Genomic DNA, 16,638 nt, shown 5'->3' on the forward strand with positions numbered 1-16,638 from the left:
CGGTTTTCAGTCATTAAGACTGACCACTACTTTTTAACTCTCTCTTCATTTTGCTTCACAAAAGCATCCCAACCTGAATAACTTTTACCAGCGACAATTTTTCCCGAATTAAAAAAATGACAAACCGCAGCTGCCAATCCATCGGTACTATCCAAGTTTTTCGGCAATTCTTTCAATCCTAATAATTGTTGAAGCATTTTAGCCACTTGTTCTTTGCTAGCATTTCCGTTTCCGGTGATGGCCATTTTTATTTTTTTTGGCTCGTATTCAGTAATGGGTATGTCTCTGGAAAGACCTGCAGCCATTGCCACCCCTTGTGCGCGACCAAGCTTCAGCATCGATTGAACGTTCTTTCCGAAGAAAGGAGCTTCAATCGCTATTTCATCTGGATGATGAGTTTCTATTAATTCTATCGTACGTTCGAAGATGATTTTCAATTTCTGGTAATGATTGTCGTATTTGGACAATTGCAATTCATTGAGTTGCAAAAATTCCATTTTTTTATTGACAATTTTTATCAACCCAAAACCCATAATCGTGGTTCCGGGATCAATTCCTAATATGATGCGTTCTTTTGTCAAGGTTTATTTTTAAATTTTGGTGAACGATGCGGTTTTATTTAATCGAATTGATTTTCATCTCTTCCAACATCTCAATTATCTTATCTAATTTTTCTACTTCAATTTTATCTAATCGAATTGCCAAAGCTTCAATTTCAAGTTTTGCATCGACATTAGTCTGATAATCAGATTGCGCCTGAATTCTATCCCTTTCACTTTGCCTGTTTTGCGACATCATAATAATAGGTGCGGCATAAGCAGCCTGAGTGGAAAAAAGAAGATTCAGCAGTATAAAAGGATAAGCATCCCAATGATATACAAAACCAATAAGATTTAAACCCATCCATATTAAAACAATAAGCGTTTGAATAATAATGAATCTCCAAGATCCCATTCCGTTAGCCACAGAATCAGCCAAACGACTGCCAAAGCCTGATGCTGCTATGTGTTTTTCGTGCCAAGTTTTGTTATTCTTCATATCTATATGGAGTTAGTTTTATTTAAATCATTCAAGTCATTAGACGGCTATTCACGAAGTTCAGCTTCTCTAACAAAATAAAAATCTTTGTACCACTTAGCTATTTCTTTGCGAATCTTTGCGAAATACCATTTTCACAACGATTTTCCTTTACTTTGCGGTATGATTTCAATACCACACAAAACTAAGCAATTCCTCGTACTTCTAGTCAAACTTTTGATTGTAGGCGGTTCCTTTTATTTTATTTACAATCAATTGGCTAACAACGACAAACTTGACTGGCAAAAATTCTTGGTGCTATTTCAAAAGAATCAGTCAGTTTTAGGAATCGGTTTTATTCTGCTTTTAAGCGTATTGAATCGTTTGTTTGAAATTATTAAATGGCAAAATTTGGTTTCCTATCTCCATCCTATTTCTTTGGGTGAGGCGACAAAACAGGTTTTGGCTGCATTAACCGCAGGACTATTTACTCCAAACGGAGTGGGAGAATATGCAGGAAAAGCATTGTACTTTGATAAAAAAGAGGCCAAGAAAGTCGTGTTCTTAAATCTGATTTGCAACGGAATACAGATGATACTGACAGTGGTTTTTGGCATTTTTGGATTACTATATTACAATGCGCAACACAACGTAATTACCACTAAAACTGTAGCTGTACTATTTGGGATTCTAGTAATTCTATTTATTGTTTTATTTTCCGTCAAAAAAATCACTATCAAAGGTTATTCTATAGAGAAGTTGATTCATAAAATTAACGAAATACCAAAATCGATTCATCAAAAAAATACGCTTTTGGGCATTTTGCGATATTTGGTTTTCTCGCATCAATATTATTTTTTGTTTTTGGCATTTGATGTCGATTTACCGTATTTGATTTTAATTTCGGCCATTTCGAGCGTTTACTTTCTAGCCTCATCTTTACCAACTTTTCAATTTTTGGATTTTGCTGTTAAAGGAAGTGTAGCAGTATATTTCTTTGGAATATTGGGTGTAAATGAATGGATAGTTATCTTTATCAGTACGCTTATGTGGTTCCTGAATGTGGTTTTACCTGTCCTCATTGGAAGTTATTATGTGTTGAATTTCAAACCCAAAACGGTATTATGATTTTGTTTTTATTAGGTATCGCGATTGTTTATGTGCTTACCATAAGTTGGCTCATTTATGGTTTTACCAAAATAAATCATTTTGAATACATTGGCTCATCGCCAAAAACCAGTTTTAGCATTATTGTTCCTTTCCGGAATGAAGCCGAAAATTTACCAGTTTTATTGGAGAGCTTTTCAAAGTTGAATTACCCAATGGATTTATTTGAAGTGATTTTAGTTGATGATGAATCGGAGGAAGAATTCAGATGGCAGAATACAGATTACAGAATACAGTTTTTGAAAAACATTCGAGTTTCAAATTCTCCTAAGAAAGATGCGATCACAACAGCGATGGAAATCGTAAAAACCGATTGGGTCATCACCACCGATGCTGATTGCACGGTTCCTAAAAATTGGCTGTTGGCTTTGGACAATTTCATTCAGCTTCATCACGTTTCGATGATTGCGGGAGCTGTTATCTACGATTGCAATAATTCCTTTTTGCATCATTTTCAACAATTGGATTTGGCTAGTTTACAGGGCGCAACCATTGGCAGTTTTGGAATCAAAAAAGGTTTTATGTGTAACGGCGCTAATTTTGCCTACACCAAATCATTTTTTCAAAAACTAAAAGGCTTCGAAGGCAACTCTACAATTGCTAGTGGAGATGATGTTTTTCTATTGCAGAAAGCTTTGTCTCAATATCCCGAAAAAGTAGCTTATTTAAAATCGAAGAATACCATTGTTACCACAAAACCAGTGAATGATTGGAAATCGTTGTTTTACCAACGCGTTCGCTGGGCTTCCAAAACCACTTCCTATCAAAGTACGTTTGGAAAAAGATTGGGACTGCTTGTCTTTGTGATGAATTTTGGATTCTTTTATTGTTTAGTGCTGACCGTTTTTGGAATTCTTCCCTATTTTTCTCCAGTTATATATTTCCTGATCAAATTTGGAATTGATACTGTGCTGATACAGCAAACCAATAAATTCTTGACGGAGCACAAAATGCGCCATTTGTTTTTAAGCAGTTTGTGGTATCCTTTTTTCAGTACAGCAGTGGCTTTGTATTGCTTGTTTGGAAAATACGAATGGAAAGGGAGGAGGTTTTAGAATTCAGATTTAAGATCACAGAAGGCAGATTACAGATTTTACCTTATTCTGAAATCTTCTTATGAAAATGAATACCCTAGCCCAGATGGAAACGGCATCCTGTTGTCCCGGGGTTCGGGATAACAGATATAGTGTACAGCTGGAAATAGCTCCTCTTGAATATTTACTGCAAAATCTAAATTCTGCAATCTGCCTTCTGTATTCTTAAAACTACTCCACTTTTAAAATTACGGGAAGTATAAACTGGGTTTTCACTGGTAATCCTCGCTTGATTGCCGGATTGATTTTTGGGAAGTCCACTAAACGAGCTTTGAGAATACTGTCAATTTTTACGGTATCATAAGCCACTGAATCTTTTGGGAACTGTGGTTCAAATTTCATTGTTGCATTAGGAAAAACGGTCACTTTTACCTCGATGGTATCCAGCTCCGGATAAAGCATTGCCAGTGTATCGTTGCATAGTTTCTCTTGTATTAACTGGGTTAGAACCTCAAAAAAGCATTGCTGACGCTGTTTTTTGTCTTCGATTTTGTCGCAGTCCACAACCGATGGGTATTCGTCTACCTCTTTCCAATTGATGGACTTCAATTCCTTTTGCAACAATTCCTTTTCGGAAGGAATCTGCTTGTCAAAATATTGACAGGAATTAAAAAGTATAAAGACTAAAAAAAGGGAAAACTGCTTCAATGTTTGTTATTTGAATGGGACTAATATGTTATAAAAATACAATTATTTTTCTCATATTCGTGAATGAAATGAGTGTTGCACTTTCGGCATCAAAATTACTAAAAATATTTTTATGGATATCCTGCTTTTGTTATTGGGTTTTGTTTGTGTTGTCGCGGGTGTTTTTGGGAGTTTCCTACCTGTTTTGCCTGGGCCAAGCATTAGTTGGGTTGGAATAGTATTACTATACTTTACTGCTGCTGTTCCTGCCAATTATTGGATTCTAGGAATATCTTTATTGATTACTATTGTGCTAACGGTTTTGGATTATGTCATCCCTGCCAAAGGGACCAAAAAATTTGGCGGGAGTAAATATGGCATTTGGGGAACCAACATCGGTTTGGTTGTTGGGATTTTTGCTCCAATTCCTTTGGGTTTTATTATTGGCCCTTTTGTTGGTGCTTTTGTTGGTGAACTGATTTATGACAAACAAGACCATCAACGCGCTTTGAAAGCGGCTACAGGCTCATTACTGGGATTCTTAGCTTCCTCTTTTATGAAATTTGTAGTGTGTATGATGTATCTGGGATTGTTTCTTTGGATTGTATGGCAGAATAGTGCTGCTTTGTTTTAAAACATGAATTTTTATCCATAAAAAAAGCCTTTCCGTTAAGAAAGGCTTTAAACAATATTTGCGGTCTGGACGGGACTCGAACCCGCGACCCCATGCGTGACAGGCATGTATTCTAACCAACTGAACTACCAAACCCTGTTTTATTGCGAGTGCAAATATACAATAGATTTTCGTTTACGCAACTATTTTATAACACAAGAATTAAAAAAACTGTAACTCCCTTAAAATCAAAAAAGCTATCCACAAAGTGGAAAGCTTTTCATTGGTCTAACTACAAACCGGTTCTCGCCATAGACGAGAAAACAACACAACTAGCTTTAGATACCGTATTTGGGCAAAAAAGCCTTTCTGTTACGAAAGGCTTTCCCCAATATTGCGGTCTGGACGGGACTCGAACCCGCGACCCCATGCGTGACAGGCATGTATTCTAACCAACTGAACTACCAAACCTCTGCTTTATTGCGGTGGCAAAGATACAATAGATTTTCATTTACACAAGCCTTTTATGAGAGAATTTTAAAAAAAATTCAGGTGATTTACCCAAACTTTTGTTTTTCAATTAAGTACGTCGTTAAAATTTTTTCAAAACTTTCACCAACCCCCACCGGAATGTACTTTATTTTGTTTTGAGCACAGGTCAAAGCCAGCTTTTTGAAGTAATTGCCAACCTGTTTTTCGTATTCTTCCTTCACATTATCTGCAAAAATCACTACCTCATCTCCGGTTTCCACATCAATAAACTTCCTTGGAGCATTATCAAAATCAAATTTAAGCTCCGTTTCGTTGTCTACAACATGAAATAAAACCACTTTATGCTTATCATGTTTTAAATGTTGTAAAGCATTAAAAAGCGCTTCTTCGTTATCCGACTGAAACATATCGGTAAACAAAATTATCATCGAACGACGATGGATTTTCTCGGCTATCTGATGTAAATAGGTAATAGTATCTGTCTGCTTCTTCTCTTTTGAGTTATCCAAAAGCCCCTCGAGCTTGTTCAAAATCATTCTATGATGACGATCACTTCCTTTCTCGGGCGCATAATATTCATAACTATCCGAAAACACGCTTAACCCCACTGCATCTCGCTGCTTCTTAAGCAAATTCATCAATACAGCAGAAGCCAATACCGAAAACCCTATTTTACTCTCATAAAACTGCTGATTGTCCTTCAATTTAGGATAATGCATCGACGAAGAATTATCTATAATAATATGACACCTCAAATTAGTCTCTTCCTCAAAACACTTGGTGTACAACCGATCGGTTTTGGCAAATAACTTCCAATCGATATGCTTTGTACTTTCACCTACATTATACACTTTATGCTCGGCAAATTCAGCCGAAAATCCATGAAATGGACTTTTATGCATTCCCGAAATAAAACCTTCCACCACTTGATTGGCTAACAATTCCAAATGCTGAAAACTGGATATTTTTTCTATTTGCGATTCGATCTTCATATTCCAAATGTATAAAAAACTTTAGACAGTTTAATAAACAAAAAAGGCTTGACTTTCGCCAAACCTTTTTATATAAACTATAATCGTTACCGATTACAATAATGCGTCTAAACTATCTGCATACGTTTGTTTTGGAGCTACTCCTACTTGTTTCCCAACTACTTCTCCGTTGTGGAAAACTAATACTGTTGGAATGTTTCTAACACCGTATTTTGCAGCAAATTCTTGGTTTGCATCTACATCAACTTTACCTACAACTACTTTACCTTCGTACTCGTTGCTAAGTTCGTCAATGATTGGTCCAACCATTCTACAAGGTCCACACCATGCTGCCCAAAAATCTACCATTACAGGTTGTGTCGATTTCAAAACTACTTCTTCAAAAGTAGCATCTGTTATTGCTAATGCCATACTATTTTTATTTTATGTTTAAAATGCTAATTTCTTTTAACTAGGGTACAAATTTAGAAATTAAAAACCAACCAAATGCCATTCCCAAATTAGTTTTCATTATAAATGTATTGCTAATTGCTATTCCATTCATTAGAAGCCACTTCCAGCTGTACACTATATCTGTTGTCCCGAACCCCGGGACAACAGGATGCCGCTTCCATCTGGGCTAGGGCATTCCGGGTTTCAAGAGCTTTTTAGTTAACAAAAAAGACCCTCTTTTCAGAAGGTCTTCTATAATATTTAATCGTTATGATTTATAGACTAAACTTTGCTCCAAAAGTCAAACCTAATCCAGAAATTCCAACATAAGAACTTAATTCATCCATCGCATCATTAGGTCTGGTTGTATCTTTAGAATCTGGAGTAGCAGTATTAGGATTAAATAAAGGATTGTTAGAGTTTACATCTAATTTATCTACATAATTTGTATGGATTTGCGCTGTAGTTCGAGTCGCTAAAGCATTTTTTCCATTCACAGTAAACTCAGTTGTCTCTTTTGTATCTCCATGTACAGTAAAATTACGATACTCTAGTTCTGCAAAAAGAGAAATGTTTTTTGCTATTTTATATGATGTCCCTAAAGCAGCCATAAAACCAACCGTTGGATTTGGCTTAACTTCATCAACACTGTGAACATTTCCAAAAGCAACTGGAGCTCCTGTCGAAGGATTAAATGCAATTGGTGCATATGCATCAGAAGTGATTTCTAAATCTCCATGAATAGGAACCAAAATTCCAACTTTTGTATAAGGTTCAAATCCTTTATGCTCACCTAAAAACAAAACCAAAGCCGGTGCCATATCAAAACACGTAATTTGTCCTACCGATTTAAAACTATATACCCCACTTGGCGTGATAGGCAAATCTGATGTAGTTTGAGCCATTGTTTTATCATTACTAGAATAATAATTAAACCCTAACTCAACTCCTAAACGAGTATTGAATCTATATCCTGCTGTTATTCCCGTTCTAAAACCTTCCCCGAAAGACCCAGTGACACTTTTTTCAGAAACAAGTTTTCCTCCAACATAAGTTTTGTTCAAAGGCAAGTTACCTCCAACAGTTGGAAATTCTGTAGCTGCAGTTTGCATAAAATAAGATCCTCCTACTTTAAAATACCAAGTTTCTGGCTTACTGTCTGCAGTGCTTGCAGTTTGTCCTACCATGGTCATTGTAGAAACCAATAATCCAAATAATAATAAACTCTTTTTCATGATTTTTTGTTAATTAATTTGCGCAAACTTAAAATAATTTTAACAATTCTTTAAAATCACTTTAAGTGCCGCAACGCTTAATTAACACTATTTCTAACACTTCTGATGTTTTTTTACTATGCACGCATAATTTTAACCAAAACACTAAGTAAACGCTAAAAAATTTAACTAATAAAAATCAATTTAGTTTAAAATTAATCTGCATTTTCTCCAATTCAAACAATAATTCATTAGAAATTTGGACTTTCAGCTTTCTACTTGTCATTGATAATTTGGTCACCACCTTTATTTCTTCTACTTCTGTGACAGGCTTTATTTCAACTACTTCTGTTGTCTCTTCATTATCTTCCACAAAAGACTCTTCTTCATTTTCCGTAAAATCAACTTTTGTTTCAACGATTCGTATTATTTTTTCCAGTTACATAAAAATTTTCAACATTTTTACTTTGAAATACAAAGTACTTTTATTATTTTTGGACTGTAATTTTAAATCTAAATAATTATGGCTATAAATAACAAAAGGTTAATTGCAATTTTGTTTGCAGTTACATTTATCTTACTGATACCGTTTGCATCAATGCAATTCACAAATGAAGTGAACTGGACTTTATCCGATTTTGCAATTGCTGGTGTTCTGTTAATGAGTACAGGTTTAGGATGTGAGTTAGTGATTAGAAATGTAAAGAAAACCAACTATAGAATCACTATTTGTACAATCATTTTAGCCATACTAATACTTACTTGGATTGAATTGGCAGTTGGGATTTTTGGAACACCTTTCGCAGGGAATTAAAAAGAAGAGACTGTCTCACAACTCGTGAAACAGCCTCTTTTATTTTTTTTTACCATTATTACTAAAAAATGTTTGGCTTGGCTCTTTTTTTCTAAAGCAAAGAAACAGTTTTGGGCAGAAGAAAAATTTCTTTAAATCTCCAAAACACCTGCTTATAAAAATTAATTCAACTTAAAATTAATCTGCATTTTCTCTAATTCGAACAATAATTCATTAGAAATTTGGACTTTCAGCTTTCTACTTGGCATTGATAATTTGGTCACCACCTTTATTTCTTCGACTTCGGTTACCGGCTTTACTTCAACTACTTCGGTTGGCTCATCATTTTCATCCACAAAAGATTCCTCCTCATTTTCTTCAAAATCAACTGTTGTTTCAACGATTCGCTTTATTTTTTCCAGTTCCATAATTTCAAAAGAAACCGTATTATCACCTCTATGTTCTTGAAATAGGCGATTTAGTTTATGAATAAATTCAGTTTCAATGTCTTTTATATTCAGCAAAAGAATTAATTTTTTAGCAAAAGAACTAAGTACATCCTGCAAGTATTGCACTAACACAAATTGCATTCTTGGTTCGGTTTTTTTCCCCGTATCCTGATTCACCCAACCTTCTTTTATCATCAATTTCATAAAAGTAAAATTGTTTTGAATAAAGAAATGTCTAAACTTTAAATACTCTTCACCAAAAATTTTAAACTCATAACTCTCGTCATATCCTTCCAAAACAAAGGTTCCCCACCCTTTTCCGTTCTTGGCCACACGGTGTTGCACATTGGTAATAATTCCACCAAAAGTTAAATTCTTACCCACATACATTTCCAAATTTTTCAAAGCTTCGAGCTTAGCATTACAAAAATATTTCATCTCAAATTTGTAATCATCCAGCGGATGTCCCGAAATATAAATTCCAACTACCTCTTTCTCTTTGGCCAATTTTTCCATAGTGCTCCAGTCCTCACAAGGAGGAACAATCGGTTCGGCAATTTGTACGTCACTGCTTTCTCCAAACAAACTTACCTGCGATGAATTCTCATTCTCTTGAAACTTGGATCCGTATTTAATGGACTTTTCATAGAACGTTATCCCATCACCATCATCGTGAAAATATTGCGCTCTAGTTGTTCCTTCGAATGAATCGAAACCTCCAGCAAGAATTAAGTTTTCTAATGCTTTTTTATTCGCCGCGCGCAAATCAATTCGTTTAGTCAAGTCAAAAATAGACTTGTATTTTCCATCTTTTCGGTTTTCTACTATAGTTGCAACAGCACCTTGTCCCACTCCTTTTATGGCACCCATTCCAAAACGAACAGCATAATCATCATTTACCGTAAACTTGTAAAACGATTCATTGACATCGGGACCAAGAACCTGTAATCCCATTCGCTTACATTCCTCCATAAAGAAAGAAACCTGCTTGATATCACTCATATTATTGGACAAAACCGCAGCCATATACTCTGCTGGATAGTGGGCTTTTAAAAAAGCCGTTTGATAAGCAATCCAAGCATAGCAAGTCGAGTGTGATTTATTAAAAGCATAACTCGCAAAAGCTTCCCAGTCTTTCCAAATTTTCTCCAAAATTTTGGCATCATGTCCTTTCTCAGCTGCCTGGGCAACGAACTTAGGTTTCATTTTGTCTAGTACGTCCTTTTGTTTCTTACCCATTGCTTTACGCAAAACGTCCGCCTCACCTTTGGTAAATCCTGCCAAAGATTGAGACAGAAGCATCACCTGCTCTTGATAAACGGTAATTCCATAGGTTTCCCCAAGATATTCTTCACACGCATCTAAATCATATACGATAGGTTCTTCTCCATTTTTTCTTCGAACGAAAGAAGGAATATATTCCAAAGGTCCAGGGCGATACAAAGCATTCATGGCGATCAAATCCCCGAAAACCGTCGGCTTCAGATCCTTCATGTATTTTTGCATTCCGGGTGACTCGTATTGGAATATACCAACCGTTTCTCCTCTTTGGAACAGCTCATAGGTCTTGACGTCATCAATCGGGAAAGTATCTGGATCCAATTGAATCCCGGTTCGATACTTTACCAATTTTACGGTATCTTTAATCAAGGTTAGGGTCTTCAGACCCAAGAAGTCCATCTTTAACAGTCCTGCACTTTCTGCAACCGAGTTATCAAATTGGGTAACATATAAATCCGAATCTTTGGCGGTAGTTACTGGAACGAAATTGGTAATATCCGATGGAGTAATGATTACCCCACAGGCGTGAATACCGGTATTTCGCATCGAGCCTTCCAGTATTTTGGCCTGCTGAATCGTTTCTCCAGCCAAACTATCTTCATTGGCAATAGCGATCAGTTCTTTTACATTTTCAAACTCATCCGATCTCAAGGCTTTTTTGACATCCTCTTCTTTTTCTGAAATAAAACGGGCCAGATTCCACTTAGAAGGCATCATACCCGGAATCAGCTTTGCAATTTTATCGGCTTCAAATAATGGTAAATCCAGTACACGAGCTGTATCTCGAATGGCAGATTTGGTTGCCATTTTACCGTAAGTAATAATTTGCGCTACCTGATTCGCACCATATTTATTGATTACATAATCCATTACACGACCACGACCCTCATCATCAAAATCGATATCAATATCGGGCATGGACACACGATCTGGATTCAAAAAACGTTCAAAAAGCAAATCATACTTAATCGGATCAATATTGGTAATCCCAAGACAATAAGCCACTGCAGAACCCGCAGCAGATCCACGGCCCGGACCAACCGAAACATCCATTTCCCTGGCTTTGGCGATGAAATCCTGTACAATCAAAAAGTAACCTGGATAACCCGAATTGGAAATTGTCAATAACTCAAAATCCAATCGTTCTTGAATGTCAGGCGTAATATCACCATATCTTTTTTCAGCACCTACCATCGTAAGGTGACGTAAATATTTATTCTCACCTCGAACACCACCATCTGCCTCATCTTCTTGTACCACAAACTCTTGTGGGATATCATATTTAGGAAGCAATACATCACGATACAGTGAATAAGTTTCGACCTTGTCAATGATTTCCTGAATATTCATAATGGCGTCAGGCAAATCGGCGAAGAGTTTTTTCATTTCCTCTTCCGACTTATAATAATATTCCTGATTAGGCAAACCGTAACGATAACCGCGACCGCGACCAATAGGTGTGGCCTGTTTTTCTCCATCTTTTACACACAACAAAATATCGTGTGCATTGGCATCTTCCTTATTTACATAATAGGTGTTATTGGTAGCAATTAACTTTACATTGTGCTTTTGCGAAAAGGAAATTAAGGTTTGGTTTATCCTATTTTCATCCTCTTGATTATGACGCATAATTTCAAGATAAAAATCGGCACCAAACTGTTCTTTCCACCAAATCAAGGCTTCTTCAGCTTGATTTTCACCAATATTCAGAATTTTACTTGGAATCTCTCCGTATAAATTTCCAGACAAAACCATGATGTCTTCTTTGTATTTTTCTACTATCGTTCTGTCAATTCTAGGCACATAATAGAAGCCTTCTGTGTAAGCAATAGAAGCCATTTTGGCCAAATTATGATACCCTTTTTTGTTTTTGGCTAACAAAACGACTTGATACCCATTGTCTTTTTTGGTCTTATCCAAACGGTTGTCACAGATATTAAATTCGCAACCTACAATAGGTTTCATTTCGGATTCCCTTGGTTCTTCCCCACTTTCAACCAAAGCTGCATTTTTGGATGAAGCCGCTTTGTTGTGATTCATAACCGCACTCACAAAATGGAAAGCTCCCATCATATTTCCTGTGTCGGTCATTGCCACGGCAGGAAATTTATTTTTGGCTGTAGCCGTAACCAATGCAGCAATTCCAATTGTCGATTGCAAAACCGAAAACTGTGTATGATTGTGTAAATGCGCAAAAGTCGCATCTACCAATACTTTTTTATTCTCTGTAAGTTCTTCTTTGGAAATCGAAACAGCTTGTTTTTCTCCAAATTGAAGTCGGATTCTTTCTGAAGCTTCTTTTAGGTTAATGTGTTTTAAACCGATCAACTCAATTTCGTGTGGATTTTTACTTTTGAAATCCTTGAAATAGCCTACCTCAACATCAAGCTCTTCTTTGGTAAAAATATCTCTTCGGATTAATTCCAAGAAACAACGCGTGGTTGCCTCAACGTCGGCAGTTGCGTTGTGCGCTTCCGCAAAAGGAACGTTGAAAAGATAACTATGTAATTCGGTTAACGTAGGTAGTTTGAATTTTCCTCCACGTCCACCAGGCAATTTTAATAATGAAGCGGTAACCTCTGTACAAGTATCCAGAATTGGCATTTCTCCCATAGGCGAAGCAACACCCATTCGGTAGAATTCACAACCCATAATGTTGATATCAAAACCTAGATTCTGACCCACGATAAATTTGGCTTTGCCCAAAGCTACATTGAATTTCTCCAAAACTTCGGCCAAAGAAATCCCTTCCGCTTCTGCCAATTCGGTAGAGATTCCGTGAATACGCTCGGCATCATACGGAATATTGAATCCTTCGGGTTTTACCAAATAATCCTGATGCTCGATGAGTTTACCCATATCGTCGTGCAACTGCCACGCGATTTGAATACATCTTGGCCAATTGTCGGTATCAGAAATGGGTGCGCCCCATTTCTTGGGTAATCCTGTGGTTTCGGTATCGAATATTAAGTACATACGTTTAAATAACAAAAATTAAAAGCCCAAATTTCAAGTTTTGAATCCTATAAATTATTGGTTTTATGGACAGTAAAAAGCATTCAAATACAAAATGGTGGAAGTTCAAATTTAGGTTTTTTATGGGGATTGAGAGTCTTAAGTTATTAACAAAAATGACTTTTTACAAAACTAGGATTTAACTGTAGAACCCAAATTTCATTTATAAAAATGAACATTTCTCGAATATTAATCAACAAATGAAGATATTTAGAAATGACATAAACGAGACATTGATTCCACAGTATTAGTGCTGCATACTCGTTTTATTGGTACGTCCTAGTAATAGTATTAGTACGACCTACCTGTTTTATTGGTACAACCTACTAATACTATTACTAGGACGTACCTGTTTTATTGGCTCGACCTACCTGCTTTATTGGTTCGACCAACCAATACTATTGGCTCGACCTACCTGTTTTATTGGTTCGAGCTACCAATACTATTGGTTTGACGTACTAATAGTATTGGTGCTTCCTACCTGTTTTCAGCGGATTCTAATACATTACTATAATATAGCCCGTTACTAACCATGGATTATAATCAGTGCATATTTAGGTGCAACGAAAAACAATCGTCAATTAGCAACCTATTGTTTTCCGAAATTTCAAATTACATTCGTAAAATAAACTTTTCTTGATTACCCAAATGTTCTTGCGGTCGCGTGAGGGATAGGAATAAGCTACCGAAGTAGCATGGATAGCCCGACAGCGTTGAGGAAAGGGGCTGTATAAGCGATGCTAAAAGTAAGCCCCTTTTCTCAACGGTGGCACGCCCAACTTATTTATAGTTTTAGATTCATCTAAAAACTTACTTTCTTATCAAATATTCATCTCTTCTCTTTTTTGGATGTCGTAGTATTTTAGCAAAAAAAAGGAGGTCAAAAAACTCGAAAACGGCATTATTTACCCCTTCATAAATTGGTTTTTTAATTCATTTTTATCAAATATCAAGAATACAAAATATAACAATAATCACTATTTTTTAAATTTTTGTTGTGATTTTTTAATCAAATTAGATATTTATGCGTTTTATTTGTAATAAATTTGCAAATTATTAAAAACACAACAAAAAGCATCAAATCTACTTTGAAAGGGAAATCAAAGTCAAATTTGGAAAGTGTATTTTTTTATCGAAAACAACGAACTAAAGTGCAATAGTGTTGTAAAGCCCTTTTGGGTATCGTATATAAATACTTTTCGAAATTGACGACTCTCTTTTCTTTTTTAAATTTGTTGCCAATGATATAATTGTTAGGAAATTGTCCTGATTATAAAAGAGAAATACACTAAAAAATAGTTAAAATGAGTACTACATTATTCGACAAAGTATGGGATTCGCACGTGGTGCGTAAAATAGAAGATGGACCAGATGTGTTTTTTATTGACCGTCATTTTATTCACGAAGTGACTAGTCCTGTAGCTTTTTTAGGTTTAAAAGAAAGAGGTATCAAGGTATTGTACCCTGAGCGTACTTTTGCAACTGCCGATCACAACACACCAACTATAAACCAACACTTACCGGTTGCTGATGCTTTATCTGCAAACCAATTGAAAGCGTTGGAAGACAATGCAGCTGAATATGGTATTTCACACTGGGGATTAGGTCACCAAAAAAATGGTATCGTTCACGTTGTAGGACCTGAAAACGGAATTACTTTGCCTGGTGCAACTATTGTTTGTGGAGATTCACATACATCTACTCACGGTGCTTTTGGAGCTATTGCTTTTGGTATCGGAACTTCAGAGGTTGAAATGGTTATGGCTACTCAATGTATTATGCAGCCCAAGCCAAAGAAAATGCGTATCAACGTTAATGGAACTTTGAGCAAAGGTGTGGGGCCAAAAGACGTAGCATTATATATTATTTCAAAATTAACTACTTCTGGAGGTACAGGATATTTTGCTGAATACGCCGGAAACGTTTTTGAAGAAATGTCAATGGAAGGTCGTATGACGGTTTGTAACTTGAGTATCGAAATGGGTGCTCGTGGTGGTATGATTGCTCCTGACCAAAAAACTTTCGATTTCTTGGAAGGACGTTTATATGCTCCAAAAGGAGAAGCTTGGACAAAAGCAGTTGAGTATTGGAAAACTTTGAAAACTGATGCCGATGCTGTTTTTGATGCTGAATTGAACATCGACGCAGCTGACATCGAACCAATGATTACTTATGGTACAAATCCTGGAATGGGAATTGGTATCACAAAACATATTCCAAACGCTAACCAAGTGGAAGGCGGAGAGGAAACTTATAAAAAATCTTTGGCCTATATGGGCTTCAACGAAGATGACGTAATGATTGGAAAACCAATTGATTTTGTTTTCCTAGGAAGTTGTACTAATGGACGTATTGAAGATTTTAGAGCTTTTACTGAAATTGTAAAAGGAAGAAAAAAAGCAGATAATGTTACTGCTTGGTTAGTTCCTGGTTCTCACGTTGTAGAAGCACAAATCAAAGAAGAAGGTCTTTTGGATATCCTTACTGAAGCTGGTTTTGTATTGCGTCAGCCAGGTTGTTCAGCTTGTTTGGCAATGAATGACGATAAAGTTCCTGCCGGAAAATATGCAGTAAGTACATCAAACAGAAACTTCGAAGGTCGTCAAGGTCCTGGTTCAAGAACTTTGTTAGCTTCTCCAATTATGGCAGCAGCTGCGGCAGTTACTGGAAAACTGACGGATCCTAGAGATTTATTTTAGTTGAATTTCAATGACAATTTCAAAAAAGAATTAAAAATAAAAGTTTAGAATTTTAAGATACCATTTTACACACAGTGAATCTAAAATCTAAAATCTAAAAATCTAATATTAAAATGGCATACGATAAATTTAACATCCTTACGAGTAGTGCAGTGCCACTACCAATAGAAAACGTTGATACGGATCAAATCATCCCAGCTCGTTTCTTGAAAGCTACTAAACGTGAAGGTTTTGGAGACAACCTTTTCAGAGACTGGAGATACAATGGAGATGATACTCCAAAAGCAGATTTCGTTTTAAACGATAAAACATACAGCGGAAAAATATTAGTGGGCGGAAAAAACTTTGGTTCGGGTTCTTCAAGAGAGCACGCAGCTTGGGCGGTTTACGATTACGGATTCCGTGCAGTTGTTTCTAGTTTCTTTGCAGATATCTTCAAAGGAAACTGTTTGAATATTGGAGTTTTACCAGTTCAAGTAAGCCCAGAGTTTGCTGAAACTATTTTCAAAGCTATCGAAGCAGATCCAAATACAGAATTGGAAATTAATTTGCCTGAACAAACCATTACGCTTAAAGTAACTGGTCAAAAAGAATCTTTTGACATTAATGGATATAAAAAGAACAATATGATTAACGGATTTGATGATATTGATTACTTGCAAAACATTAAAGAAGAAATCACAGGGTTTGCAGATAAACTGCCTTACTAAAAAATAAGAAGAATTAGTTAAGAAACCCGACACATTTTTTAAA

The 16,638-nt window shown here is 36.1% G+C and carries 13 protein-coding genes and 2 tRNA genes; 6 read left to right on the forward strand and 9 right to left on the reverse strand.

Annotation, left to right across the window (positions count from 1 at the left end; all coding sequences use genetic code 11):
* Positions 1-26: 26 nt before the first annotated feature.
* Entirely contained in the window at positions 27-581 is a 555-nt protein-coding gene (ruvC, locus tag J2W95_RS07125) for a crossover junction endodeoxyribonuclease RuvC (protein WP_310005425.1), read from the reverse strand.
* Between the two features lie 34 nt (positions 582-615).
* A complete protein-coding gene (locus J2W95_RS07130) occupies positions 616-1,038 on the reverse strand; it encodes a DUF1003 domain-containing protein (RefSeq protein ID WP_310005426.1) in 423 nt (140 codons plus the stop codon).
* Positions 1,039-1,200: 162 nt separating this feature from the next.
* Between J2W95_RS07130 and J2W95_RS07135 the strand changes: the two genes are divergently transcribed.
* Together J2W95_RS07135 and J2W95_RS07140 are read left to right on the forward strand one after the other, a co-directional pair.
* Positions 1,201-2,145: a hypothetical protein gene (locus tag J2W95_RS07135; RefSeq protein ID WP_310005428.1), complete on the forward strand. Its 945-nt coding sequence runs from the start codon at positions 1,201-1,203 to the stop codon at positions 2,143-2,145.
* Positions 2,142-3,239, forward strand: coding sequence for a glycosyltransferase family 2 protein (locus tag J2W95_RS07140; RefSeq protein WP_409025122.1), 1,098 nt, complete (start codon positions 2,142-2,144; stop codon positions 3,237-3,239). The genes J2W95_RS07135 and J2W95_RS07140 overlap by 4 nt, the downstream gene beginning before the upstream one ends.
* A 210-nt stretch (positions 3,240-3,449) precedes the next feature.
* Here J2W95_RS07140 and J2W95_RS07145 read toward each other — a convergent pair whose 3' ends face one another.
* Entirely contained in the window at positions 3,450-3,926 is a 477-nt protein-coding gene (locus tag J2W95_RS07145; RefSeq protein ID WP_077377597.1) for a hypothetical protein, read from the reverse strand.
* A 112-nt stretch (positions 3,927-4,038) separates the two neighbouring features.
* Between J2W95_RS07145 and J2W95_RS07150 the strand changes: the two genes are divergently transcribed.
* Positions 4,039-4,539 carry a DUF456 domain-containing protein gene (locus tag J2W95_RS07150; RefSeq protein WP_310005433.1) on the forward strand — a complete coding sequence of 167 codons (501 nt, stop codon included), beginning with the start codon at positions 4,039-4,041 and terminating at the stop codon, positions 4,537-4,539.
* 61 nt (positions 4,540-4,600) lie between these two features.
* Here J2W95_RS07150 and J2W95_RS07155 read toward each other — a convergent pair.
* The 5 genes from J2W95_RS07155 to J2W95_RS07175 form a co-directional block, all read right to left on the reverse strand.
* Positions 4,601-4,674, reverse strand: a tRNA-Asp gene (locus J2W95_RS07155).
* A 241-nt stretch (positions 4,675-4,915) separates the two neighbouring features.
* Positions 4,916-4,989: transfer RNA gene (locus J2W95_RS07160), tRNA-Asp, on the reverse strand.
* Positions 4,990-5,075: 86 nt separating this feature from the next.
* Complete coding sequence (locus J2W95_RS07165) at positions 5,076-6,002, reverse strand: DUF58 domain-containing protein (RefSeq protein ID WP_310005436.1); 927 nt, start codon at positions 6,000-6,002, stop codon at positions 5,076-5,078.
* Between the two features lie 93 nt (positions 6,003-6,095).
* Entirely contained in the window at positions 6,096-6,413 is a 318-nt protein-coding gene (gene trxA / locus J2W95_RS07170; protein ID WP_077377586.1) for a thioredoxin, read from the reverse strand.
* Positions 6,414-6,709: 296 nt separating this feature from the next.
* Positions 6,710-7,669 (reverse strand): outer membrane beta-barrel protein, encoded by a 960-nt coding sequence (locus J2W95_RS07175; RefSeq protein ID WP_310005438.1) that lies wholly within the window; start codon positions 7,667-7,669, stop codon positions 6,710-6,712.
* Positions 7,670-8,171: 502 nt separating this feature from the next.
* Here J2W95_RS07175 and J2W95_RS07180 point away from each other — a divergent pair.
* Positions 8,172-8,462: a hypothetical protein gene (locus J2W95_RS07180; RefSeq protein WP_310005440.1), complete on the forward strand. Its 291-nt coding sequence runs from the start codon at positions 8,172-8,174 to the stop codon at positions 8,460-8,462.
* A gap of 161 nt (positions 8,463-8,623) precedes the next feature.
* Here the strand turns inward: J2W95_RS07180 and dnaE are convergent, their stop codons facing one another.
* Positions 8,624-13,147 (reverse strand): DNA polymerase III subunit alpha, encoded by a 4,524-nt coding sequence (dnaE, locus tag J2W95_RS07185; RefSeq protein ID WP_310005441.1) that lies wholly within the window; start codon positions 13,145-13,147, stop codon positions 8,624-8,626.
* 1,343 nt (positions 13,148-14,490) lie between these two features.
* On the opposite strand from dnaE, the gene leuC reads away from it, so the two are divergent.
* Entirely contained in the window at positions 14,491-15,885 is a 1,395-nt protein-coding gene (leuC, locus tag J2W95_RS07190; RefSeq protein ID WP_310005443.1) for a 3-isopropylmalate dehydratase large subunit, read from the forward strand.
* A gap of 113 nt (positions 15,886-15,998) precedes the next feature.
* A complete protein-coding gene (leuD, locus tag J2W95_RS07195) occupies positions 15,999-16,595 on the forward strand; it encodes a 3-isopropylmalate dehydratase small subunit (protein WP_116796909.1) in 597 nt (198 codons plus the stop codon).
* Positions 16,596-16,638: the final 43 nt, after the last annotated feature.

Origin of the sequence: Flavobacterium granuli (genome assembly GCF_031456055.1) — a bacterium.
GTDB lineage: Bacteria > Bacteroidota > Bacteroidia > Flavobacteriales > Flavobacteriaceae > Flavobacterium > Flavobacterium granuli_A.